The organism is Bacillus sp. EB106-04-04-XG123 (genome assembly GCF_058791855.1).
Window position 1 is genome coordinate 704,682 of sequence record NZ_JBYTDZ010000001.1, and the last position, 22,458, is coordinate 727,139.

The following is a 22,458-nucleotide window of genomic DNA, read 5'->3' on the forward strand; positions in this document are numbered from 1 at the left end:
TCATCCTCCTCCTACAAAATGAACGATTTCAATCGTGTCATTTGGTTGAATGACTACTTGTTGAAACGCTTCTTTATCAATAATTTCTTGGTTCTTTTCAACGATCACCACACGGTTTTCAAGCTGATAGGCTGATAGCAGATCATAGATCGTTCCATTCTCTTGATCGAAGTCAACGATTCTGCCATTCAATTGAATCTTCATACGAATAGTGCCTCCTTTCGTCCAATACGAAATGCGTGAAGCCATTCCTCTTTGACCGGTTTGTCTAATATGAGGTCACGAATGATTTCTCCAGTAATCGGCGCAAGTAAAATGCCATTCCTGTAATGCCCTGCAGCAAAAAGAATACGCTTGTCTTCTGGATGTCTTCCGATATAGGGATGCCGGTCGTTTGTCGCCGGACGAAGGCCTGCCCAGCACTCTTCAATCGGCATCTCTTTAATAGAAGGCATAAGCTGAGACGCCTTTTGAATCACAGTTTCCACTCCGCCAAGCGTTGGAACAGCCTGCCACTCGTTTGGCTTCATCGTTGCACCGATAACAAGCTTTCCGCTATCTCGCTGAACGATATAACAATGATCATGATAAATGGTGTGTGCGAGCGCTGGACCGTTATTCCATACAGACACACATTCTCCTTTTACTGGATAAAGAGAATGCGATAATCCGAGCTCTTCAAAAAAACGGCCAGACCATACACCACTTGCAACTGTCAGGTCATCACATGTGAATGTGCCCTTCGTTGTTCTGACAGTTAACACTTCTTTGTCCCGCTTCACTTCGATCACAGGTGTACACTCTTTCACATCTGCTCCGTACCGGACCGCCGCCTGCCACAAAGCCCTGCATACAGCGTAAGGCTCCACATGCACATCCTCTTCAATCAAACCTGCTCCCAGCATGTGATCTGTTACTTGAGGCATGCATTTTTTTACGCTGCTTGCGTCAAGCCACTTAAATGTAGACAAATGCTGCATCCGGCAAAGGGCCTGCTTCTCTTCTTCAGTAAAGGCGACCTTCATAATGCCGCCTGCTGAAGTCCGAATATCAATGCCTGATTCATGCAAAAGATCGACCTTTAATTTTTCGTATAATGCCTGGCTTGCTCTGCCTGCCTGAAAGAAAATATCCTCATGCCCCTCTCCTTCAGCATGTGCACCGAGCATCCCGGCAGCCGCACTTGTCGTTTGCTTCCCTATCTCATTCGCTTCAAATAAGACCACCTGTTTTCCTGCTTTTGCAAGGTGATAGGCGATTGACATCCCTATGATTCCACCACCAATGATTGCAACGTCATAATGCTTTTTCATAAGGATTCTCCTTTACCTTTTCAGAAAATGCTTGTGCCATCATACGCGGCTGATGATGAGTAAATATCCCAGACATGACAGCGATTCCTTTCACATGAGCATGTTTCAATTCTGGAACTCGTTCTGGGGTCATCCCGCCGATGGCCACCACTGGAATTGTTAGTGCAGAAGTCAGTTCTTTCACAAGCTGTACACCTCTTGCCTGGAGTCCTGGTTTACAAGAGGTGTCATATACGTGCCCAAACATGACATACTCTGCTCCATTTTTCTCTGCTGCTTTCGCTTCTTCTATCGAATGGACGGACACCCCTGCATGAAGGTGAGGGAATTTTCTTCGCAGCTCCTTCGGCGAAAAGCTATGGCCCGGAAGATGCACCCTGTGAATATTGGTTAGCAGCGCCACGTCTACTCGGTCATTGATCACGAGCTTTTCTTTCGGTACACCTTCTAAAAGGAGATTCTTCACGAGATCAACAAGCTCACCTGCTGTTTTAGACCGTTCCCGAATATGAATAAAATCCACTTCAGACGCAATGGCTTTTATTTGTTTGATCAGTTCACCCGCAGGAAGCGAATCATTTGTCACTGCGTGGAGTTCCATTTGCACCAACCCCATCTAAGCATGCTGTTTGCCACAATTCTTTTTGATACGCCATCTCCCAAAAGTGATATTCGTAATAGCTTGAAATCACAAAATTTTCTTTCATATTGGCGCGTACATGTTCTGGTGCTTTTTCTGCTAGTTCATCAAAGCGGTTCACCTGTTCGAAAACGAGTTCCTTAAACCAATCGCCTCCATATGTCAAAATCCATTCTTGGTAAATTGGATGGTCAGGTGTTGTTTGTTTCAGCTTTTCACCTACCTCATAATAGAGCCAGTAACACGGTAATAACGCGGCTAAAATCTCTTCAAACCGTCCGCTTTTTACAGACCGGTACATATGAGAGGTATACGCATAAGCAGTCGGGGAAGGCTTAAAGTTCTCAATGGCTTCATCAGAAATTTGCAGAAGCTCTGTAAATTTCCTATGCAGGGACAGCTCTGCTTCATACGTGCCCTGGGCATGATACGCCATTCTGCCCGTCGTATGTAAGTCCTCACTAATCGCCGCTCCATATGCCTGCACCTTTGCAAAATGAGTTAAATAATACGAATCCTGCATCACGTAATAAGTGAAACGATCGAGTGAAAGTGTGCCATCCCCAATCCCTTTGACAAAAGGATGCGTAAAGCTTCCATTCCACCATGTTGCTGCAGCCTCTTTACATTCTGTTGAAAACGTCATGTTCCTCTCCTCCTGTTTTTCCATATAAAAAAGCCACTTTCCGCGTGGAAAGTGGCTTGGAATTTGTAAAAAGCATAGTCAAAAACCGCACCACTTCCCTACGCAGGTATGAACCTGTTCAGGTAATGAGGGTCTAAAAGTCGACACTTTTATCTCAGCCCTTTTAAAGGACTCCCCTAGTGGATCAAATATATGATGTTGTACCTCTATCTTAATCAGGAATTGTTCATTGGTCAAGCGTTCATTGTCATTCTAATTGCGCTCTTAGTCCTGCCACATACTCCCTGGAGCCCGATACAAGCACACGGTCGCCGCTTCTAAGTGTCGTATCTCCATGCGGTACTAAGCTGTCTACTCCTCTGAAAATACGGACAAATACCAAGTCACCGGTGAAAGGAAATTCTCTCAGCATGACATTATGATAACGATGATTGTTCATTTGAATTTGATACAAAGAAGAATCCTCATTTGTTAGCAATCGAATCGCATCAGGTGCTTCAATCAAAGCTCTTAGCACCGTTTTAGATGAAAGGAAAGTAGAAAACGTATCAATGCCCGCTTCCTTCAATGTCAGCTCTGCCTCAGCTTTGTTGACACTTGCAATGACTTGTTTTGAACCTTCTTCTTTTGCAAATAAAGCAATTTCCTTATTTTTTGTCTCACTGCCTGTTGCGACGACAAGGACATCCTCTTGGCCGACGCCAGCCTTTCTCAGCGTCTCATCGTCGTATTGTTCAATTGATTCGACTTCAAAGATAGAGTCTGCCAGCAGTGCTTCCTTATTTTCTTGAAACACATGCAAAATCCGAATGTCATATTCATCCTGATGCAAATCAAGTGTGACAGGTAAGGTCAGCTGATTTGCACCAATAAAGGTCACACGCTTCTTATGGCTCGCCGCTTGTTCTTTTTTAAAGAGCGCTTTAAACCAAACAGGTGTTAAAATACTCGTTAGCACAGCAACTAAAATCAGCGCTCCAGACATTTTATGATCAATGACACCGAGCCGCTCACCAATCGTCGCAGCTGCAATGACGAGAGATAACGTTGAAGTTAATAAAAAGCCGGAGCCGATGACCTTATTCATGTCATACCATTTTTTCAAATAAAGAATTGGGATGAGCTTACTGATAAGCAACGCAATAAACAGCAGCGGAATCATGATCATAATCGTCGGATCCTTAAACAGTGCCCATATATTCAGATCCACTCCGACCATCACAAAAAAGATCGGGATTAAAAATCCGTAGCCAAATGAATCCAGCTGCTGAACGAGCTCTTTATTTGGCGAAAGAAGGGACACAAGTACGCCAGCTAAAAACGCCCCAAGAATATTTTCAGCCCCGAGTGATTCAGATAAGGCAACTAAGACTATAATGAGAGTAAAGATTGCCCTTGTCCCAATTTGCACGGTTCCTTTTGACATCGACTGAAAAATTGACTTTGTCTTAAATACGCGGCCAAATAAATAAAGAAGAATGCCTGCAGCAAATAATAAGAGCAGAAGCCACATGTTCCCTGTTCCATCTCCATAAATGGAGGAAAACACAGCAAGTAAAATCATCGTGACCAAATCAGCAATGACAGCTACAAGCAGAATGATTTGACCGATATTCGTCTGCATCAACTTTTCCTCTTTTAAGGTTGGAACCACTACGCCTAATGAGATGGTAGAGATAATGAGCGTCATTAAAAAGGCATTTTGGATAAACCCTGCGAGTACAAACGCATAGGACAGGATAAAAGAAATACAAAATACCCCAAGAAAAATAATGGTGGCTGCTTTAAATGTATTTGGTTCTTTTAAACCATTTGGAAGTTCTCGTGCTTTCTTCTTTGACTCAAAAGAAGAAAAATCTATTTCAAGTCCACTTAAAAACATCAGAAAAATAAAACCGAGCATGGATAATGTATCTAACCACGCATCATGTTCGACAACCAGTTGAAGACCGCTTTTCCCAATGATGAGCCCCATGATGATTTCAGCTACAACGACCGGGATGGTCAGCTTAAATCGGTGCAATAAAATAGGGGTGAAAAAGGCGACAATAATAACGACAACGAGTGATGAAACAGATGTATGCTCCATTGGCTAAAGCCTCCTAACATTCATGTTTAATTTTATAAGTCTTACGTTAAAGCATTGATTCTAACAATTGCCTAAATGAAATGAAAGCCATTCGTTATATTTTCTAAAATTCAAACTTCTTTATATCCGACGAATGGATGAAAAAAATCAGGAGGAAACCTTATGAAATTCGATATCATTGGCGATATCCACGGCTGCTACGAAGAGCTGCTTACCCTCATACACAAACTAGGATACGAACTCAAACATGGATTACCCGTCCATCCTGATAAGAGAACGCTGGCCCTTGTTGGTGATTTAACAGATCGAGGGCCTCAGTCAGTAGACGTCATGCGATTTGTCATTCATGCCTATTCACACGGCGCAATCCGCTATGTACCTGGCAACCATTGCTTTAAGCTTTATCGCTATTTAAAAGGAAATCCCGTCAAATTGCTTCATGGCATCGAAACGACAGTGAACGAAATAAAAAAACTGCCAATTCATGAACAAAACAAATTGTCACATGAATTTAAGCAGTTATTCGAGAAGGCTCCGCTTTATGATGTACTCATTCCTGATGAGCTGATCATTGCACACGCAGCGATGAAGGAAAAGGATATTGGAAAAAAGCCGAATAAACAGATGCGGTCCTATTTATTATTTGGTGCCGTCACAGGAGAAACATGGCCAGATGGACGGCCTGTTCGCAAGGACTGGGCAAAAGAATATCACGGAAAACCGTGGATTGTGTACGGCCATACACCTGTGAAAGAGCCTAGATTCGTTGGCAGAACCGTCAATATTGATACAGGCTGCGTATTTGGCAACAAACTGTCTGCCCTCACATACCCTGAGCTTAAAACGGTCTCCGTTCCCTCATCTATGCCTTATGACGAGTCAAGATTTCAGCATTTCACATTATAAAAAAACCCGGCCCTGCGCTGCAGGTGACCGGATTTCTCTATTTAAAAAAGCAAGGATTTCATATCGTCAGGAAGCGGAGCTGAAAATGTCATTTGCTCACCTGTCATCGGATGAGGAAACACAAGGGTTTCACTATGCAGTGCCTGCCTGTCTATTCGCTCGGCCCTTCCGCCATACAGCGTATCTCCGATGAGCGGATGCCCAAGAAATTGCATATGCACACGAATTTGATGTGTTCTCCCGGTTTCAAGCGAGAGAGACACATCCGACATATTTAACTCAGCGATTACCGCTCGCAAGGTATAATGCGTCACTGCCTCCTGCCCAGTATCATCAACCATCCGCTCGATGATACTATCCCCTTTTCGGGCAATTTTTGCAGCGATGGTTCCATGTTTTTCTGTGATCATGCCATGTGTAAACGCTCTGTATGTTCGCTTAACCGCTCCACTCTTTTGCGCCTTAGATAAAAGGCTATGGGCAAAGCGATGCTTCGCCACAAGCATAACGCCAGATGTATCACGATCAAGACGGTTCACTAAATGAACCGTATGCCGAACAGACTGCTTTGCATAATGGTGCAGTAATCCATTCGCAATACTGTGCTCGGGGTGCTCCCGAGAAGGGATCGAAGGAATATACGGCCTTTTATTCAGCACAAGGACATGCTCGTCCTCAAATATAATATCAAGCGGAATCGGTGCAGGCTTCAGCCCTTCACTCACTTTTTCCTCGGGAAATAAAATGGTGAGCCTGTCCCCTTCATGCAGCTCATATCTCACGGTAACATGCTCTCCATTAATGAGGAGGTCACCGCCATCAAACTTAATATCCGTCAACATTCTTTTCGAAATACCAAGATCAATTAAATATTCCTTTAAAAGCAGCCCTTCTTCTTTGGCTGTCATGGTTTTGTTTAACGTAAAGTATTCCAGCGAGAACAACCTCTTTCTTATTCTCCTTTTCCGATAAAGGAATCTTGCACCCTTTTCCAAAACGGAAACGGTCTAAATCTAGCAAAACGGACATTCTCATCTGCCACCCGGCATTGAATGGATTTGACGTCTTTATGAAGCAGCGTCAAATGATCAATCGTCACCTGAAAATCGACATCATTCCTCGGCTTAATCACACAAGTATGGTGGTCAGGCAAAATAAGCGGTGAACCGACCGTCCGGAACACTCTGTTGTTGATTGAAGCCATTTCTGCCAGCTGAATGGCTCTAATGGAAGGATGAATAATGGCGCCTCCAAGTGCCTTATTATAGGCCGTACTGCCTGATGGAGTAGACAAACAAAGGCCGTCACCTCTGAATGTTTCAAACAGCTGTCCTCTGATTTCAACATCTGCCACAAGTGTCCCTTCCATGCTTTTAATCGTACATTCATTCATTGCTAAATATTTCTCTTCTCTGCCGCCGTCGTTGTATCTGACAATGACCTCTAAGATCGGATATTCCACAATATGATAAGGCGTTTTCGCAATGGCTAAGACGAGTTTTTCAATCTCACTCGGCACCCAGTCAGCATAGAAGCCAAGATGACCTGTATGAACACCGACAAAGGCTGTTTCATTCAGACGGTTGCTGTAGCGGTGAAAGGCATAAAGAAGGGTGCCGTCTCCACCAACCGTAATGACAAGATCCGGTTCCTCTTCATTTAGTTCCATGCCAAAATCCAATAAGTAGGTCTGAATTTTACTTTTGAGCGTGTCAGATACAGAATTCCCTTTTGAAGAAACTGCAAATTTCATGAATTCTTCTCCTTTTTCACCTTGCTGCTATGAGAGGGCAGCATCATATTTGATCAAACTGGCTCAGCTGTCGTTTTTCTTTTTCCGGGAAAATGCCACTTGTGCTTCTTGAATTTCCCCTCTAATTTCGGACATCTCTTCATCGAGACGAGATGCTGCCTCAGATGCTCTTTGAAGGCGCAGCTTAACCTTCTCCGGGATATTCCCGCTATATTTATAATTCAGAGAATGCTCAATGGTCGCCCAAAAGTTCATCGCAAGCGTACGAATTTGGATTTCGACAAGGAGCTGCTTCTCTCCGTTGATCGTTTGCAGCGGATATAACACAACAAGGTGGTAAGAGCGGTATCCGCTTTCTTTATGTTCTGCAATATAGTCGCGTTTATCTACAACCACAAAATCTTTACGTGACTGGAGCATTTTTTTCACGACTTGTATATCTTCTACAAACTGGCACATAATGCGAAGCCCAGCAATATCCTGCATCGTTTCAATCTCATGCATCGGGATGTTTTTACGCTTTGCCTTTTCTAATATGCTGGCAACGGGTTTCACTCGGCCTGTGACAAATTCTACTGGTGAATGGTCATCCTCGAATTCATACAGCTTTCGAATGCCTTTTAGTTTCACTTTTAATTCTTCGACTGCTTGTTTATACGGTGCGAGGAATTGATCCCATTGTTTTTTGTCCATGAAACTTCCCCCAATTCCATATACCTAATTATTTCAGAGGAATGTGCTTTTCACTTTCTCTTCCATATCTCCGTAATTGGCATTGTCTTTAATATTGTCGATTAAATAATGTAATTCCTGTTGAAGCTGAATGAGTTCCAGCGAATATTCATCCGATGCCAAATAGACAGGGATGTCACGATTCATTGCTTCTTTTAATGGAGCCCATGTATGTTCCCCTAAAATAAGATACGAAAAGGACTCCTCGGTTTCAAGTATGTAAACGAACGCAAAGTGATCAGAATCAACAAGCATTTGTCCTGATGCTTTTGCTTTTTGGATTTGCTCTTCTGACTGGATTGTCAAAATCAGCCTGTCTTCTTTTAAAGTTGCTTCTGTGATTTCAATTCTGTTTTGCATCATGATCTCCTTTACAACAAAGTACAGCTTTATTTTATCATATCAAGTTCAATATTGATAAACCGAACTTTTGGAGAAAATCCTGTTTTTCTCTTTTAAATGATCCTTTCCCACGATTCTTCATTCATTTTGGTCCACGCCTAAAGAAAATAAAGAGAAAAAAACAGTCTTTTACATGGTGAACACACTTCATGTACAATAATCATATTTCCTCTAAATGAAAGGTTGATGTCAAAATGGCACAGGAAATTGAAATAGAACTAAAACAATTATTAATGAAAGAAGAATTTGATCAGCTGAAACAGCATTTTCAATTGAAGGATGCGGATTTCCACACGCAAACCAACTATTATTTTGATACACCTCAATTTGATATAAAATCTCAATTGGCTGCATTAAGAATGAGAGAAAAAAACGGTCAGTGGGTGCTCACATTAAAGGAACCGCACGAGATAGGCTTGCTTGAAACCCACCAAACGATCGCTCCCCCATCACAACTTAACGATTTTGAGCTGCCAGAAGGTGAAGTTGCGGACAGATTAGCCCACCTGAACATTCAAAAGGATCAAATTGTGTACTTTGGTTCACTTGAAACGTCAAGAGCAGAAAAAATGATCCAAGAAGGCTTAATTGTTTTGGATCACAGCCGATATTTAACAGTAGAGGACTATGAACTTGAATTTGAAGTGAGCGACCTGGAAATCGGACAAACCGCTTTCTCCGCATTGCTCCGCAAATTTCATATCCCAGTACGAAACACGAAAAACAAAGTCGTTCGTTTTTATGAAGAAAAAATGAAATCACAGAATAGATGAATTCCTTGAAGGAGGAACATGATGAACGTTAATCAACTTCAATCCTTTATGCAGCTTCAAGCGCTTAAAACGTTACAAACAGACCCAGCACAAACGCAAATGTCTGCGGGTCAAGAATCGAATGCCCAAGCTTCATTTCAGTCGCTGCTGCAAGATTTTTTAGGCGGATCAGAATTATCACGTCTCCCGCTTTCCATCTCTGCTTTTATGGGCACGGACCCATCAACGGCTCCGAACACGCAATATGCGCGTACAAACCCATATTTATCTGCGATTGCCGGCAGTGATCAGCTTGAGGCTCAATCTTTGTATGCAAATGACAATCAATTAAATACAGCGAATGGCATTGGAAATGTTTTAAACAACAGCTACACACCGCCGCTTCAAAAGGCTGTCTCCAGCGGCTCATCATCAAAAGAGATTAATCAAATCGTGTCACAAATGGCTCAAAAGCATGGCGTTCCTGAAAAGCTGATTCACGCAGTCATTAAGCAGGAATCCGGCTATCGCACGAATGCTGTCAGCCATGCAGGTGCGCTTGGTCTCATGCAGCTCATGCCATCTACGGCTAAGTCACTTGGCGTCAACAATGCCTTTGATGCTGCCCAAAACATTGAAGGCGGTACGAAGTATATAAAACAAATGCTTCAGAAATATAACGGAAATATCTCACTCGCCTTAGCTGCCTATAATGCAGGTTCAGGAAATGTAGATAAATACGGGGGCATCCCTCCATTTAAAGAAACACAAAATTATGTAAAGAAAATCACAGCTCAATATTTCGCTTAAACCGAAGAGAATAACCTCTTCGGTTTTTTGTATGTCGCTTTCCCCCCTTTTTTGACTGAATGTGTTATGATATGGTCAATTGATCACGGAACCCGCCCCACTCTTTATTTCGAGCAGACCAAAGCTGTTTGTTTGTGGAATTGAGATGAGGTTGTTAAAATAAGTACAAGAATAGAAACAATAAAATAGAACAAACTGAATATCACTTTTGAAATAAATAAAATGCGCAATAGGGTGAGTCATCCTATTAACTACGAGTAAAAGGAGTAGTCAACATGGTACAATCGTTTAACGCACCTTACGAAGCGGTTGGAGAGGAACTTCTATCGCAACTTGTTGATACTTTTTATGAAAATGTAAAGTGTCATCCTTTGCTTCATCCTATTTTCCCGGATGACTTAAAAGAAACAGCAAGAAAACAAAAACAGTTTTTAACGCAATATTTAGGCGGACCACCGCTCTATACAGAGGAGCATGGCCACCCAATGCTGCGGGCGAGACATCTCCCTTTTCCGATTACTGAGGAGCGGGCGGACGCTTGGCTTGAATGCATGGAGGATGCAATGGATCAAGTAGGACTAACCGGCGATATTCGTGACTTTTTATTTGAACGGCTTTCTCTGACGGCTCGTCATATGGTCAACCAAACACCTGAAAAGGATGGACGATCTTGAGCTGCAATTCGCACGATCAATATTTCTCACACTGTCACGGACATCCTCAAAAGCCGATTGAAATCTATGTATTCATTGATCCGCTAAGCCCAGACTGCTGGTTATTAGAGCCATCCATTAAAAAATTGAAAATGAAATATGGCCGTTTTTTCACTTTACGAACAGTAACAAGTTCTAGTATTAATGCATTGAATCGGAAAAGAAAGAAACATTTACTGACTGAAGCATGGGGGAAATTTGCCACTAAAACGCAGACCAAAAAAGAACAAATGCTGTCTGAACAAATTGTGACATCACCCTACCTCGCCTCACTCGCATTAAAAGCAGCGGAGCTTCAAGGAAGAAAATGCGGAATGAAATTTTTGCGTCTCATTCAAGAATCGCTTTTTTGCCATCAGCAAGATGTCACAAGTGAGCAGGTGCTGATAGAAAATGCAAAAAGTGCTGGTCTGGACATCGAGGAATTCCAGCGCGACATTCATTCTCAAAGTGCGGTGAAAGCACTGCAATGTGATATGAAAATTGCAGCTGAAATGGACGTATCTGAGCTTCCGACCTTCGCCTTTTTTAATACCGTAAATGGAGATGAAGGATTAAAAATTTCAGGTGCCTACTCTTATGATATATACGAGGAAATTCTTTTTGAAATGATTGGTGAAAAACCAACACCATCTGAACGGCCTCCAATTGAATGGTTTATTGCATACTTTCAATTTGCATCCGCAAAAGAGATAGCCGTTGTTTATGACCTGACGCTTGAAGAAGTTGAACGAGAAATGAAGAAGCTAGCTTTCGCTCAAAAGGTAGAACGTGTACAAGTGCAGCAAGAAATGTTTTGGCGCTATAAAGAGAATGACAACCATACAGATCTTGATGTATATCGCTGTGAAAATGAACATGGGTGCTGACCCATGTTTTTTCTTTACTTCAAAAAGGAACATTTGTTCTATTTATAGACACGAAGAAACCGCGCCGGGATAAGCGCGGTTTCACTATGTCTTAACGACAACAAAGGGGATGGGAGAAATTTTTCACGGTCAAACAAAGGGGTAATGTTTGTATGTGATTAATTTCACATCTGTAGTATATCAAATTTTGTCGACTTATGACAACAGATATACTATATGTTCATATTTTTGTCACAAAACATAAGAGGGTTGTCACTTTCATATAGTAAAAGTAACAAAAAAATGGGGGGATCTGCATGCGCAGCACAACTATTGGACTTGTTGCCATTGGCTTATGTTTCTTTTTAAATATATTAGGCTTAATGAAAATGCTTCCTCTTTATTTGACGTCTCCACTCTTATTTGCTGCGATTCTTTTTACGCTTTATCGAATGAATCATCGTAAGACCTTTAGAGGTTTTAAAGGTTGATCATTAAAAAGGATTGGCCTCTCCATCTGAAGAGGTCTTTTTTATGAGAAAAAAACTCCTGTCAAAAGATGAGCTGGCACTCACACGTCTGACAGAAGTCTTTTCATTACTCACCTGTTTTGGAGATGAGCTCTTCCATTTCTTTTAGTTTTTCTTCAAACAATTGGCATGCTGCTTCAATTGGTTCTTTAGAAGCCATATCAACACCAGCTTTTTTCAGCACATTGATTGGATAATCAGAGCTTCCTGCTTTAAGGAAATCTGTATAGCGCTCTACCGCTGGTTTTCCTTCTTGTAAGATTTGCTTGCTTAATGCCTGCGCCGCACTATAGCCTGTCGCATATTGATACACATAATAGTTGTAATAGAAATGAGGAATTCTCGTCCACTCTAATCCAATTTCCTTATCAACCACCATGCCGTCACCAAAATACTTCTTGTTCAGGTCATAATAAAGGTTCGTCATAAATTCTGGCGTTAAAGCCTCTCCTTCCTGTGCTTTCACATGAATAAGATGCTCAAACTCAGCAAACATCGTTTGTCTGAATACTGTTCCTCTAAATCCTTCTAACAAGTGGTTTAATACATACAAGCGCTGTTTTTTATCGTCTAAATGATTAAGCAGGTATTCGCCTAGTAACGCTTCATTTGTAGTGGAAGCCACTTCAGCTACAAAGATACTATAGTTTCCATACGGATATGGCTGGTGTTTTCTCGTGTAGTAGCTGTGGACAGAGTGCCCAAATTCATGAGCCAGCGTAAACAAATTATCAATGTTATTCTGCCAGTTCATGAGGATATATGGATTTGTACCATAGCTTCCTGATGAATAAGCACCGCTTCGTTTCCCTTTATTCTCATAAACGTCTACCCAGCGATTTTCGAGTCCTTCTTTTAACACGGACACATATTCTTCTCCTAATGGCGCTAACCCTTTCAGCATATAATCCTTTGCTTCATCGTAGGTGAGCTTCATGCCAGCATCTTTCACAAGTGGTGTATACAAGTCGTAATTGTGCACTTCATCAAGCTTTAATACCTTTTTGCGTAATTCAATATAGCGGTGTAACAACGGTAAATATTGATGAACTGTATCAATTAGATTGTCATACACTTCTTCTGGGATGCTGTTTCGTGATAGTGCTGCTTCTCTTGCCGATTTGTAATTTCGTACTTTTGCATAAAAATTATCCTTTTTAATTGAACCGCTTAGTGTAGAAGCAAGTGTGTTCTTATACTGATCATACGTTTTATACACAGCTTTAAAGGCATTCTTTCTCACTTCACGATCATCACTATTTAAAAATGTAATAAAGTTGCCGTGGGTAATTTTCTTTTCCTCCCCATTCTCATCCTTTACAGAAGGGAACGAAATATCGGCGTTGTTAAACATACTAAAAGTAGTAGATGCAGATGAAAGTGGTTCAGAGGCCTCAGCTAATAAAGCTTCTTGTTCCTCACTTAAAATATGTGGACGCTCTTTATTAATTTCTTCGAGAGCATGAGAATACAGTTTTAATTCTTCTTTTTCCAGAATAAATTGCTGCAATTTATCTTCTTGAATTGATAAAATCTCTGGAACAATATAAGCAGATGTACTAGACAGCTGTGTAAATAGATTCGAGGCTTTATCATTTAACGCCTGAAAGGATGAGTTCGTTGTATCTTCATCGTATTTCATGTGCGCATATGTATAAAGCTTGCCAAGCTTTTCAGAAAGTTGATCCTGAAAGGTTAGGGCTTCATACAGGACATCAGCAGAATGGGCCAGCTTGCCTTTAAATTGTGCCAGCTTCGGAATTTCTTTTTTGACCGCTTCGAATTCCTTGTTCCATGCATCGACGCTTTCAAAAATATCTTCAAGGCGCCATTTGTTTTCTTCTTTTACTTCGCTTCTGTCTGGTAGATGATTGTTTTTGTTTTGTGAAGTCATATGAATCCCCCTTGCATGAGTTGTGTTGAACCAACCTTTCGGAAAGTGAAAGAAATTGGTGTTGTATTTATCTTCTTTGTTTTGAACTATATTTGTCAAATCATATGCAGAAATAAATACCAAACAGACTAAAAAAATGAGAAAAAAGCGTTTCTTTCGATTCAATAGCAGCACCACCTTTTTCTTATCATGATCAAAGTGGTCATGAAACATGCTAATGAAATAAGAAAGCATCTCGTTTTAGCACTTCATCAAGTGTTTGTATTGGCATTTGATTCGACGATACTTCATAATTACCCTCTTTCGTCATATGTAAAAACCCTTGTCTTACAAGCGCCTTTACATATGCAGTGACCACCCCTTTTATTTCTTCTCTTGACACATCACTATATCGGAGTTTCACTTCTTTCATCTGCACACAACGGTTGATTTCTTTCATGAGCTGTTGAATCGTTACTCGCCTGCTTCCCTTTTTCCTCATCATCCAATCATAGAGGCAACCTTGCCAAACATATACGGGACTTGTAAAGATATACGCTTCTTGCACCGGGATAAATAATGCAGTCGGCAAAAAAGGGAATGCCGTTTGATGATGCTCATAAAAAATATCTCTCAAACGTTTGCTTTCATTTGATAAAATGCGAGGAGGACGCTGCCTAAATTGCTGTATACATTTAAGCCATTGTTGGTTTACTTGACACTTGCTTGAGCTCGCAGATAGGAGTGAAGGAATTTTGCTGTATGCGGAAGGTGGTCTGACAGTAATTGCCGCACATATTTTCGTTGGTTGAAACACGAGAAATTGATCAAGATGGATGAACTTATTTTGAAGCGGGCAGAAAAAAATCAACCGCCTTTTCTCTGATTCCCTTAAAATTCCCCAATGAATGGATGAGAAAGAAAAAAGCTGGGCAGATTTTCGTTTCAAACGATTTGCCCCTATCATCCATATTGGAAAGAGACCTGCTTCACGGAGACCTGCTGTTCTTCTGCGCAGCTCCTGCCGGGAAATATTAGCACATTGAAATTCGATTGCATAGGTTTCATTTCCTATAGAGACGGTCACATCAGGACGCTGATGAACCTTTGACATATACTTTTCCAGCGCTGGTTTATGTCCAAGCCGCTTCAGCCAATTCATAATGGCTTCCTTTCCCGCCTGATGATAAGCCGTCTCGCCTGAGGCTAACGAACATGCTGTCAGCTGTTTATGCGCAAAATGATAGACACGATGCTCCCCTAGCTTTAATTGCACCTCTTCCCTACATTCAGGACAATAAAATTTGCACGTCGTTCTTACATGCTCCAGCCGGCTTTTCGATAGATGATGTGTAATTCGGATAAGCTTACCGTTATCCATCATTGCTGTATTCATTCAGTTCGCCCCTCGCTCTTTGATGCCCGTATTATAGCTTGTTCGTCTATAAGAAAGCGAAAAGGGAAAATGAATTTTCACCGTGTCAAAAAATGATTTTACTGATCATATTTCCGTAAAATAAAAAATCCCCCTTATAGAAAAGAGGGAAAATACAATCTTTATAAAAGTGGTGATAATAATCTTGCAGTTGATTCAAACAGTCTGACCCTCAAAGGTCTCTTTGCGAACTCTTCTGACACAATTTCATGTGACTGCTCTAAATCACCTAAGAAATCGTTGACAAGCTTCTCTGTGCTTTTCGTTTTATAGAGGAAGGCATTCACTTCAAAGTTCAAATGAAAGCTTCTCATATCCATGTTTGCCGTTCCAATTGACGCCAGTTCATTATCCACAATAATAAATTTACTATGCATAAAGCCTTGATCATACTCATACACCTTCGCCCCTGCATCAAGAAGCTCTGGGAAGTATGAACGAGACGCATGGAACACAATCCGTTTATCTGGATTCTTTGGAGCAATAATCCGGACATCTACTCCGCTCAATGCGGCAATTTTCAATGCGGACAAAATATCATCATCCGGGACAAAATACGGTGAAGCGATCCAGATGGACTTTTTAGCGGAGATGATCATAGAGAAAAAGAGATTTTTAATGACCTCCCACTGCTTGTCAGGCCCGCCAGCAATCATTTGTACGCCTTCTGTTGTACTCTCAATGTGGCTGAAATCTTTGAAATAGTCCACACCTGAGCATCTTTCATTCGTCATATAATACCAATCCTGCATGAAAATCTGCTGGAGGTCACGAACAGCTTCGCCCTTAATCATCAGATGTGTATCACGCCAGAATCCATATTGTCTACTTCTGCCCATGTATTCGTCTCCGATATTAAGCCCGCCGACAAATCCCACTTCTCCATCAATAACAACAATTTTCCTATGATTTCGGAAGTTAATTTTATTATTTAAAAGGGGGAGCCTTACTGGTAAAAATGGAACGATCTGAACGCCAGCCTTTTCTAGGTCAGCAATATATTGACGAGAAAGCTTTAAGCTTCCTACATCGTCATATAAAAAGCGGACAATCACGCCATTTTTCGCTTTTTCAATTAGAATGTCCTTTAATTCTTGGCCAAGGTCATCGTGGCGGAGAATGTAATATTCTAAATGAATGTGATGTGTTGCTTTTTTGATCTCTTCAAAAATATGAGAGAATGTTTCTTCACCATTGGTTAAGACTTTAGAGGACGTGCGATATGTAATAGGAGTATGTCCAAGTCTGTGGGCCAGCTTAAATAAGAGCTGCTGATGATCACCCATATGCGTCATTTTTTCAATTGCTTCTCTATGAATACGTTCATCTTCCTGGATTAACTGCTCATCCAATACCGCTTTCTTTTCAAACAGCCGGCGCTTTTTGATATTGCGTCCAAAGAAAATGTAGAACAAAAAGCCGAATAACGGAAAGCTGCCCAGCAGGACAAGCCATGTAATCGTGTGAGACGGATTCCGGTTCTCCAAGAAAATAACAAATCCGATGAAAATAATCGATAAAGTAAATAGAACACTGACTGAACTTAATACACTTACCGCTAAATCACCGGCAATCAATTGGACGATTAAATAAGCACCTATCGTAATGATTAGAAAAAATAGAACTTTGACTAAATTTCTCATTTCATTTTCTCCTTGCCGATCTCTTTATTTACCTATTCATTCAGATAAAAAAGCCGATTCCTCTATAGAAATCGACTTTTTGTTAGTTACGAGAAGTGCTGTTGAATCGTTTCAAGGGCATTCCCTTCGATAATCAGCTGACCGTATTCTTTCAGTCTGTAGATGCTGACAACTGATTCATGAGCATATTCAAGCAAAATGCTGAGCTTATTCTCCACTTGCTCATCTGACAAATCCTCGTGGAAGTCAACATATAGATAATAACGGTTTTCAAACGAATATAAACTTGTGGTAAAATCCTGCATATTTAATTGAGAAAGTGCAATCAAATCTTCAAAATCATCCATTTTCAACACGAATTGAAGTTGAAGTTTTTTGTCCTTCTCATTATGGTCTTCTTGATCTTGCTCTTCTTTATGAAAATCATCAAGCAGTGCGTCTAAGCTTTCTTCATCTGTTTGATCTTTTTTATTTTCTGGAATCGGCAATTCGAGCTTTTGTCCATCTTTAGAAAGTTGGGCTTTTGTCACGACAATTTCAAGACCTTTGTCAAGTGCCTGTACTTGAATCCAAAGCGGTCCCTCTACTGCAAATTCTTCTTCTTCGTGCACTTCGTCCATTACTTCCCAAAACAGCTCTTCACTGCGCTCACGATTATACCAAATCTCTTCACGGTCAAATCCGCGATCTTCAATATCACCGTAGGAAATATAAAATTTGACTGTATGTTCATTTATTCTTTCGATTTCCATTTTGCCAACCTTCCCTTCTATATAAGATGTTGAAGGGACATACAAGCTCCCAATTAATAGTACTTTACTACACTTTACCCGTTCCGTCTACATGTTAACCGTTTAAAGAATTGAGGTATTGCTTCGTATTCTCTATTTTATGATATATATTGTTTTCGTGCAATTTTAAGACCTTTCTTTTCCTTAAGGAAGCAACAAATTGAATTATCTTTTAACATCAAGATAAATCATGCATTTTCGCATTTGAACGCAACTTTTGTTATTTTCGTGTTATTTTTTCAGAAAAGATAACAAAATAACAAAAAAGAACTGTCTTTCACAAGACAGTCGCAATTGTGAGTAATATAAGAAGAAGTTCATCATTGAAATATACGAATTTTTTAAATCCCCGTTTCCGCGGGTAAAACCGTATACTCTAATTATACATCACATTTAGACACCGAACAAATATTCGGTTATAATCTCTAATGAGGTGTATGAAATGTGGAATGAGGAAAAAGATCAAAATCGCTGGAAGATGAAGTTTATATTGCCCGAGCATAACGAAGCATTACGGCAACTTCATCTTGCAAAACATAAGATCGAGCGGCCAACATTAAGCCCGGAACAAATTGAAGAATTTGAGTTTACAATAGCGACTGCTATGAGCGAAGACTTGGCTCTGAATTTCGAGCTATTTGACAATGGGTTTGTTCGAGAGGTATCCGGACGAGTTGTATATGTCGATCACGTAAAGAAGCTGTTTCATGTAAAAGACAGTCAAACTGATACAAATTTGATCAATTTTAAAGATATTGTCTTTGTAAAAACACTCTGATAAACAGGGTGTTTTTTCTATACATATTCTTTTGATTTTGACAAACAAATAACATTGTATATTATTACAAGGAGGAAAAGTAATGTTAACAGAAACAGTAGTAAGAGAGGCTTTAGATCGTTTTTTTGACAGCACTGCACATGGTAACGAAGGGCACGCAGATGTTGAAAGATTAGTTATCGAGGGTACAAAAGTTCAATTCCGTGTTAAAATTGTTCATCGCCATACACAAAAAATCTTAGGAAGAAGAATAGTGATATATAGTTTGACAACAGATGTAGAGGGGGATTTTGATGTGAAAAATCCTGATCCTGATAAGTTAAGTTATACTATTCAGACCCCTGGAGGGAGTATTTCGGTAAGTCTGCTAGATGTCGTCGAAGCGTTAGCTGCTTTAGCTTAATTTTCAACGAATAAAATTCCCTTTAAATACAGATTAAGCATAACTTAAAATATACAGTAATTTCCATATTCAAAAGGGTATTAGTAATAAAGTATGTACTTTAGGGCAAATAAAAAAAGCCATTATTAAGGATACAGCATTCCTTAATAATGGCTTTTTTAAGCACAATAACTTGCCATAACACGGCTACCACACAGGCAGCTTACGTTGAATTAGTCGCGTGTTTCTTGGACTCACTTGTTATTGTTCATATAATATAACATGTTAGTATAATGTATGTCAACACTTTATTCTTTAGAAGAAGCAACTTCCTCGAAAGCATTTTCATATGGAGGAAAAACGTAAGGTGTACATATCCTTTGTTCTAAAAATTCGTATAGATAATTACATCCTTCAAAATAAACTTGATTAGTATTTTCATTCACTTGATCAAATTGAGGGAAAGAACAACCAATGGATCGGTAATATTGATAAATTGTATTGGCAACCATATCAGCCACTTGTATATTAATTGATTGATCTGATAATAAGTAATCCACATTAACTTTTTTCGTAATCTGCTTTTCTAGAACTAAGTCTGGGAAAAGATAACCTTCAAGTTCTTTCAAAGATGGTAAGGCTGCATTCCTATTGTCGATTTGCAAATTTAATAACTTTCGGTCTTCATCACTCAATGGGAAATTTTTCATAATTATTGAAACTAAATAATTAAATGAACGCGCCGGATTTTCTCTAAAACGCTGGTCAATTTTTTGATTAAAAACAACCATATGGCCGATCCTGATATCCGTTGATTTAAACAATTTTTGAAATATAAATAACTTCATGAAAGGTGGTGTCTCCGACCCTTTAAGTTCTTTCGGATTAGGCAGACTATTGAAAAAGTCAGGAAAATCTTTTCTCAATCGACTAATTGCTCTCTTATATGTATTTTTTAATTTTTTAGGATTGTCAGTATGAACAAAAGCTATAACAAAAAAACGATTTTTATATTTTTTGGGATAGAATTTTGGAATGCTACCTGATTCATCTATGTAGAACAATTTAATCACCCTGTAAAAGTTTTCTTATTTTTCATAGTATTATATTTTCAGAAATATTACAAGAATACCCTTTTGCAATTTGTTAATAGTAAAGAGGATAGCCTCCTCAATTTTAAAAAAAAGAGAAGGCTTTATATTTATTTCAATGCTTTTTCAATCGCTTTCTTTGTTTTTGGTCCATAAATACCGTCAGCAGCAAGTCCATGCATCAACTGGAACCGCTTGACTGCATCCGCTGTTTTCGGTCCATAATAGCCATCAATCCCGTTGTTTTTCGCGCCCTTATCAGGATAGAAGAAAAGAGCGGCTAGGGCTAGTTGTACGGCTTTCACGCCTACGCCTTTTGTAAGAGGCTTTGTAACTTTTAAAATACCTGCTGGCAAGCCATATGACTTTTTAGAAGGCTTGGAAGCTGCTGTTTTGGATGGTTCTGCTTTTGTTGGTTTAGCAGACGGCTTTTTACTTGTGTTAGCAACGGCGATCCCGGCTTTGAAGCTGTCCCAACGATCAAGCAACCTGCGGGGACATTCTTTCCCGCTCCAATGCTTATGCGGCACAACGTTTGACAATGGAATGCCTTTATCCGTCATCAATTGGCGAATTAACCATTGAGCGTTCTCGACTGCCTTCTCAAAATTGCCGTCTGCATTTTCACAAATTTCAATGCCTATCGACTTCATATTGCCCGTGCCTCTACCGTCTCCTGCGTGCCATCCGTTTTCGTTTAACGGTAAATGTTGATAGATGCAATTTTCATCCACCGTATAGTGCCAGCTTACACCTGTAGATGAGTGTTTAACAAATGCTGCGTGACTTGCTGCATTAGCGCCTTTGGATGTATTTGCGGTGTTATGAACAGTAATGTATAAAGGCTTCATATAGTTGCATGGGCGGTTCTTATTACTTCTCGGTATGAAGTCTTGAATGACTTTCACCATGTTATCTTCCCCTTTATATATATTTGAAATAGAAAAAGCCACCCGAAGGCAGCTCTATTTTGTTAATCCTTTTTGTTTTAATATTTCCTTCTGCTTTTGTCCTTTTGATGTCACATAGTTGTTTTTAAACCATGTGATGAGCGTCATAATCGTTGTAAAGATTGTGGAGCCAGCAACATATAAAACGTTCGCTAAATTGTTTACGGACTCTTCATCCAATGGTAAAGGCGTTTTACCGAACATAACTAAGAACTGATTGATCAAAGCAACTAAAAGAAGCACCGTGCGAATCACAGTGCCTTTGTCTAAATTCTTCATAATTCATTTCCCCATTTCATTTATTTTTGTAAGAATGTGAATGCAAGTGCAATCACACCACCAATTACACCCGTAATAACAGCTGTTATCATTGCACCTGTGATTGTCCTTTTAATCCATGTCGTGTTTTCTTCAATCTTGTTTAGCTTCTGATCAAGACTTATAATTTGCTGATCGTGTCGGTCATACCCTCTTTCAAGTACAGAAACACGCTGCTCCAAAGCTTTTTGACTGGTCTTTAATTCCGATACATCTTTTTGAATTATGTTCACATCGTTAACCTCCGTCATTCCTGACATCAGTAAGCCCCCCCCATTCCTAAATCAAGTTACCTCACCCCCTTAAAGAAGGCAAAATAAAAACGCCTATTCAGCGTTTGCGTTTGTGTCATTCCCTTGTTGATTTAATAAAGCTTCTTTAAGCTTCTTATGTTCATCTGACAACATCGTATATGTCGCCCTGACCTCTGCAAATTTATTGTTTGCTTCATTAAGCAGCTCGCTTAGACTGATTACTTTTAACTGTGTTGCCCTTAGCTCTGTTTGCAGCTGTTCTTTTGTCATTTCATTATCCATGTATTATTTCCTCCTGTACCTTTATTTCTTCTTTAATCTCTTGAAGTGTTTTTTCGGCTTCTTTCAATCTTTCTTCCAGTGATTTTGTAGGAGTGGCACCTCTAATTACGTTGGGTATCAGTTCCTTCATCTTCAATCACCCTTTCTGTAAAAGCATTTATATAACCCTCTCTTTCACCTTTAACATCTACTCTGATACTTAATAGAGTTAAAACGAGATAGTCAGACCCGGCATAACATGGCATTTGATCAGGTGACATGTAACTTTTGTCCAAATGATAAGTATGTTTCTTTTCCTCATCCATTGTTATATAAAGGTCATACAGCACTGGATATTTTCTTTCTTCATCCGCATCAAGCTTTATCAAAGCTGCTGGAAGATCACCAGTAACTAATTCTCCCTCGTACATGTGATGAATGGTGCCAGCGCTTAATTCGATTCCTTGATCTGTTTCTTTTGCTTTAAGTGAGCGAAAAAAAGGATTGAATCTCTCATCCTCTCTAATTTCAATCAAAGTGAATCCCCC

Annotated in this window: 27 protein-coding genes and 1 riboswitch; of the genes, 8 read left to right on the forward strand and 19 right to left on the reverse strand. The window is 40.0% G+C overall.

The window, feature by feature from the left end; genetic code table 11:
• The 5 genes from thiS to AC3WTB_RS03680 all read right to left on the reverse strand — a co-directional run bounded on the left by thiS (window position 1) and on the right by AC3WTB_RS03680 (window position 4,688).
• Window positions 1-204, reverse strand: coding sequence for a sulfur carrier protein ThiS (gene thiS / locus AC3WTB_RS03660; RefSeq protein WP_039177840.1), 204 nt, complete (start codon window positions 202-204; stop codon window positions 1-3).
• Window positions 201-1,313 (reverse strand): glycine oxidase ThiO, encoded by a 1,113-nt coding sequence (gene thiO / locus AC3WTB_RS03665; RefSeq protein WP_492333324.1) that lies wholly within the window; start codon window positions 1,311-1,313, stop codon window positions 201-203. The genes thiS and thiO overlap by 4 nt, the downstream gene beginning before the upstream one ends.
• A complete protein-coding gene (gene tenI / locus AC3WTB_RS03670) occupies window positions 1,297-1,914 on the reverse strand; it encodes a thiazole tautomerase TenI (RefSeq protein ID WP_039183061.1) in 618 nt (205 codons plus the stop codon). Before tenI ends, thiO begins: the two co-directional genes overlap by 17 nt.
• Window positions 1,889-2,599, reverse strand: coding sequence for a thiaminase II (gene tenA, locus AC3WTB_RS03675; RefSeq protein ID WP_039177838.1), 711 nt, complete (start codon window positions 2,597-2,599; stop codon window positions 1,889-1,891). Before tenA ends, tenI begins: the two co-directional genes overlap by 26 nt.
• 78 nt (window positions 2,600-2,677) lie before the next feature.
• Window positions 2,678-2,787: riboswitch (TPP riboswitch) on the reverse strand.
• A 59-nt stretch (window positions 2,788-2,846) separates the two neighbouring features.
• Window positions 2,847-4,688, reverse strand: coding sequence for a monovalent cation:proton antiporter family protein (locus AC3WTB_RS03680; protein WP_099663161.1), 1,842 nt, complete (start codon window positions 4,686-4,688; stop codon window positions 2,847-2,849).
• 162 nt (window positions 4,689-4,850) lie between these two features.
• Between AC3WTB_RS03680 and prpE the strand changes: the two genes are divergently transcribed.
• The gene (gene prpE / locus AC3WTB_RS03685; RefSeq protein ID WP_492333325.1) at window positions 4,851-5,594 is read left to right on the forward strand and encodes a bis(5'-nucleosyl)-tetraphosphatase PrpE; all 744 of its coding nucleotides are present in this window, start codon (window positions 4,851-4,853) and stop codon (window positions 5,592-5,594) included.
• 41 nt (window positions 5,595-5,635) lie between these two features.
• Here the strand turns inward: prpE and AC3WTB_RS03690 are convergent, their stop codons facing one another.
• From AC3WTB_RS03690 to AC3WTB_RS03705, 4 genes are all read right to left on the reverse strand, one after another.
• Window positions 5,636-6,529: an RluA family pseudouridine synthase gene (locus AC3WTB_RS03690; protein WP_492333435.1), complete on the reverse strand. Its 894-nt coding sequence runs from the start codon at window positions 6,527-6,529 to the stop codon at window positions 5,636-5,638.
• Window positions 6,530-6,546: 17 nt separating this feature from the next.
• Window positions 6,547-7,347 carry an NAD kinase gene (locus tag AC3WTB_RS03695; RefSeq protein ID WP_039177835.1) on the reverse strand — a complete coding sequence of 267 codons (801 nt, stop codon included), beginning with the start codon at window positions 7,345-7,347 and terminating at the stop codon, window positions 6,547-6,549.
• Between the two features lie 63 nt (window positions 7,348-7,410).
• Window positions 7,411-8,040 (reverse strand): GTP diphosphokinase, encoded by a 630-nt coding sequence (yjbM, locus tag AC3WTB_RS03700; protein ID WP_039177834.1) that lies wholly within the window; start codon window positions 8,038-8,040, stop codon window positions 7,411-7,413.
• A 33-nt stretch (window positions 8,041-8,073) separates the two neighbouring features.
• A complete protein-coding gene (locus tag AC3WTB_RS03705; protein WP_024425029.1) occupies window positions 8,074-8,439 on the reverse strand; it encodes a UPF0738 family protein in 366 nt (121 codons plus the stop codon).
• A 236-nt stretch (window positions 8,440-8,675) separates the two neighbouring features.
• Here AC3WTB_RS03705 and AC3WTB_RS03710 point away from each other — a divergent pair, with 236 nt between their 5' ends.
• The 5 genes from AC3WTB_RS03710 (at window position 8,676) to AC3WTB_RS03730 (ending at window position 12,095) form a co-directional block, all read left to right on the forward strand.
• The gene (locus AC3WTB_RS03710; protein ID WP_492333326.1) at window positions 8,676-9,254 is read left to right on the forward strand and encodes a CYTH domain-containing protein; all 579 of its coding nucleotides are present in this window, start codon (window positions 8,676-8,678) and stop codon (window positions 9,252-9,254) included.
• Between the two features lie 21 nt (window positions 9,255-9,275).
• Window positions 9,276-10,043: a lytic transglycosylase domain-containing protein gene (locus tag AC3WTB_RS03715; RefSeq protein WP_039177832.1), complete on the forward strand. Its 768-nt coding sequence runs from the start codon at window positions 9,276-9,278 to the stop codon at window positions 10,041-10,043.
• Between the two features lie 275 nt (window positions 10,044-10,318).
• The gene (locus AC3WTB_RS03720) at window positions 10,319-10,717 is read left to right on the forward strand and encodes a globin domain-containing protein (protein WP_008355333.1); all 399 of its coding nucleotides are present in this window, start codon (window positions 10,319-10,321) and stop codon (window positions 10,715-10,717) included.
• Window positions 10,714-11,625, forward strand: coding sequence for a ClpXP adapter SpxH family protein (locus AC3WTB_RS03725; protein WP_039177830.1), 912 nt, complete (start codon window positions 10,714-10,716; stop codon window positions 11,623-11,625). The genes AC3WTB_RS03720 and AC3WTB_RS03725 overlap by 4 nt, the downstream gene beginning before the upstream one ends.
• A 296-nt stretch (window positions 11,626-11,921) precedes the next feature.
• Window positions 11,922-12,095 (forward strand): hypothetical protein, encoded by a 174-nt coding sequence (locus tag AC3WTB_RS03730; RefSeq protein ID WP_039177829.1) that lies wholly within the window; start codon window positions 11,922-11,924, stop codon window positions 12,093-12,095.
• Between the two features lie 106 nt (window positions 12,096-12,201).
• On the opposite strand, the gene pepF is transcribed toward AC3WTB_RS03730, so the two are convergent.
• The 4 genes from pepF to mecA all read right to left on the reverse strand — a co-directional run bounded on the left by pepF (window position 12,202) and on the right by mecA (window position 17,837).
• Window positions 12,202-14,028, reverse strand: coding sequence for an oligoendopeptidase F (gene pepF / locus AC3WTB_RS03735; protein WP_282960901.1), 1,827 nt, complete (start codon window positions 14,026-14,028; stop codon window positions 12,202-12,204).
• 214 nt (window positions 14,029-14,242) lie between these two features.
• Window positions 14,243-15,403 carry a competence protein CoiA gene (locus tag AC3WTB_RS03740; protein WP_492333327.1) on the reverse strand — a complete coding sequence of 387 codons (1,161 nt, stop codon included), beginning with the start codon at window positions 15,401-15,403 and terminating at the stop codon, window positions 14,243-14,245.
• 161 nt (window positions 15,404-15,564) lie between these two features.
• On the reverse strand, window positions 15,565-17,085 hold the full coding sequence (cls, locus tag AC3WTB_RS03745; protein ID WP_064498302.1) for a cardiolipin synthase: 1,521 nt from the start codon (window positions 17,083-17,085) through the stop codon (window positions 15,565-15,567).
• An 86-nt stretch (window positions 17,086-17,171) separates the two neighbouring features.
• Complete coding sequence (gene mecA, locus AC3WTB_RS03750) at window positions 17,172-17,837, reverse strand: adaptor protein MecA (protein WP_492333328.1); 666 nt, start codon at window positions 17,835-17,837, stop codon at window positions 17,172-17,174.
• A gap of 481 nt (window positions 17,838-18,318) precedes the next feature.
• Here mecA and AC3WTB_RS03755 point away from each other — a divergent pair, with 481 nt between their 5' ends.
• Together AC3WTB_RS03755 and AC3WTB_RS03760 are read left to right on the forward strand one after the other, a co-directional pair.
• On the forward strand, window positions 18,319-18,654 hold the full coding sequence (locus tag AC3WTB_RS03755) for a YolD-like family protein (RefSeq protein ID WP_492333329.1): 336 nt from the start codon (window positions 18,319-18,321) through the stop codon (window positions 18,652-18,654).
• 82 nt (window positions 18,655-18,736) lie between these two features.
• Window positions 18,737-19,057 (forward strand): hypothetical protein, encoded by a 321-nt coding sequence (locus tag AC3WTB_RS03760; protein WP_492333330.1) that lies wholly within the window; start codon window positions 18,737-18,739, stop codon window positions 19,055-19,057.
• Between the two features lie 287 nt (window positions 19,058-19,344).
• Here the strand turns inward: AC3WTB_RS03760 and AC3WTB_RS03765 are convergent, their stop codons facing one another.
• From AC3WTB_RS03765 to AC3WTB_RS03790, 6 genes are all read right to left on the reverse strand, one after another.
• The gene (locus AC3WTB_RS03765; RefSeq protein ID WP_210552111.1) at window positions 19,345-20,100 is read right to left on the reverse strand and encodes a DUF3800 domain-containing protein; all 756 of its coding nucleotides are present in this window, start codon (window positions 20,098-20,100) and stop codon (window positions 19,345-19,347) included.
• Between the two features lie 137 nt (window positions 20,101-20,237).
• Complete coding sequence (locus tag AC3WTB_RS03770; protein ID WP_492333331.1) at window positions 20,238-21,038, reverse strand: peptidoglycan recognition protein family protein; 801 nt, start codon at window positions 21,036-21,038, stop codon at window positions 20,238-20,240.
• A 54-nt stretch (window positions 21,039-21,092) separates the two neighbouring features.
• A complete protein-coding gene (locus AC3WTB_RS03775; protein WP_411244665.1) occupies window positions 21,093-21,356 on the reverse strand; it encodes a phage holin in 264 nt (87 codons plus the stop codon).
• 20 nt (window positions 21,357-21,376) lie between these two features.
• Complete coding sequence (locus AC3WTB_RS03780) at window positions 21,377-21,655, reverse strand: hemolysin XhlA family protein (protein WP_080701224.1); 279 nt, start codon at window positions 21,653-21,655, stop codon at window positions 21,377-21,379.
• A 66-nt stretch (window positions 21,656-21,721) separates the two neighbouring features.
• Window positions 21,722-21,931, reverse strand: coding sequence for a hypothetical protein (locus AC3WTB_RS03785; protein ID WP_492333332.1), 210 nt, complete (start codon window positions 21,929-21,931; stop codon window positions 21,722-21,724).
• Between the two features lie 101 nt (window positions 21,932-22,032).
• Complete coding sequence (locus AC3WTB_RS03790; protein ID WP_492333333.1) at window positions 22,033-22,446, reverse strand: hypothetical protein; 414 nt, start codon at window positions 22,444-22,446, stop codon at window positions 22,033-22,035.
• Window positions 22,447-22,458 lie beyond the last annotated feature (12 nt).

Bases quoted from the DNA above. Each gene is read 5' to 3' on its own strand.
- thiS (WP_039177840.1), bottom strand. From the start codon at position 204: ATGAAGATTCAATTGAATGGCAGAATCGTTGACTTCGATCAAGAGAAT.
- AC3WTB_RS03770 (WP_492333331.1), bottom strand. From the start codon at position 21,038: ATGGTGAAAGTCATTCAAGACTTCATACCGAGAAGTAATAAGAACCGC.
- thiO (WP_492333324.1), bottom strand. From the start codon at position 1,313: ATGAAAAAGCATTATGACGTTGCAATCATTGGTGGTGGAATCATAGGG.
- AC3WTB_RS03740 (WP_492333327.1), bottom strand. From the start codon at position 15,403: ATGAATACAGCAATGATGGATAACGGTAAGCTTATCCGAATTACACAT.
- AC3WTB_RS03730 (WP_039177829.1), top strand. From the start codon at position 11,922: ATGCGCAGCACAACTATTGGACTTGTTGCCATTGGCTTATGTTTCTTT.
- AC3WTB_RS03720 (WP_008355333.1), top strand. From the start codon at position 10,319: ATGGTACAATCGTTTAACGCACCTTACGAAGCGGTTGGAGAGGAACTT.
- AC3WTB_RS03705 (WP_024425029.1), bottom strand. From the start codon at position 8,439: ATGCAAAACAGAATTGAAATCACAGAAGCAACTTTAAAAGAAGACAGG.
- cls (WP_064498302.1), bottom strand. From the start codon at position 17,085: ATGAGAAATTTAGTCAAAGTTCTATTTTTTCTAATCATTACGATAGGT.
- prpE (WP_492333325.1), top strand. From the start codon at position 4,851: ATGAAATTCGATATCATTGGCGATATCCACGGCTGCTACGAAGAGCTG.
- AC3WTB_RS03680 (WP_099663161.1), bottom strand. From the start codon at position 4,688: ATGGAGCATACATCTGTTTCATCACTCGTTGTCGTTATTATTGTCGCC.
- AC3WTB_RS03785 (WP_492333332.1), bottom strand. From the start codon at position 21,931: ATGGATAATGAAATGACAAAAGAACAGCTGCAAACAGAGCTAAGGGCA.
- AC3WTB_RS03760 (WP_492333330.1), top strand. From the start codon at position 18,737: ATGTTAACAGAAACAGTAGTAAGAGAGGCTTTAGATCGTTTTTTTGAC.
- AC3WTB_RS03755 (WP_492333329.1), top strand. From the start codon at position 18,319: ATGTGGAATGAGGAAAAAGATCAAAATCGCTGGAAGATGAAGTTTATA.
- AC3WTB_RS03715 (WP_039177832.1), top strand. From the start codon at position 9,276: ATGAACGTTAATCAACTTCAATCCTTTATGCAGCTTCAAGCGCTTAAA.
- AC3WTB_RS03775 (WP_411244665.1), bottom strand. From the start codon at position 21,356: ATGAAGAATTTAGACAAAGGCACTGTGATTCGCACGGTGCTTCTTTTA.
- AC3WTB_RS03695 (WP_039177835.1), bottom strand. From the start codon at position 7,347: ATGAAATTTGCAGTTTCTTCAAAAGGGAATTCTGTATCTGACACGCTC.
- AC3WTB_RS03780 (WP_080701224.1), bottom strand. From the start codon at position 21,655: ATGTCAGGAATGACGGAGGTTAACGATGTGAACATAATTCAAAAAGAT.
- yjbM (WP_039177834.1), bottom strand. From the start codon at position 8,040: ATGGACAAAAAACAATGGGATCAATTCCTCGCACCGTATAAACAAGCA.
- AC3WTB_RS03710 (WP_492333326.1), top strand. From the start codon at position 8,676: ATGGCACAGGAAATTGAAATAGAACTAAAACAATTATTAATGAAAGAA.
- tenA (WP_039177838.1), bottom strand. From the start codon at position 2,599: ATGACGTTTTCAACAGAATGTAAAGAGGCTGCAGCAACATGGTGGAAT.
- mecA (WP_492333328.1), bottom strand. From the start codon at position 17,837: ATGGAAATCGAAAGAATAAATGAACATACAGTCAAATTTTATATTTCC.
- tenI (WP_039183061.1), bottom strand. From the start codon at position 1,914: ATGGAACTCCACGCAGTGACAAATGATTCGCTTCCTGCGGGTGAACTG.
- pepF (WP_282960901.1), bottom strand. From the start codon at position 14,028: ATGACTTCACAAAACAAAAACAATCATCTACCAGACAGAAGCGAAGTA.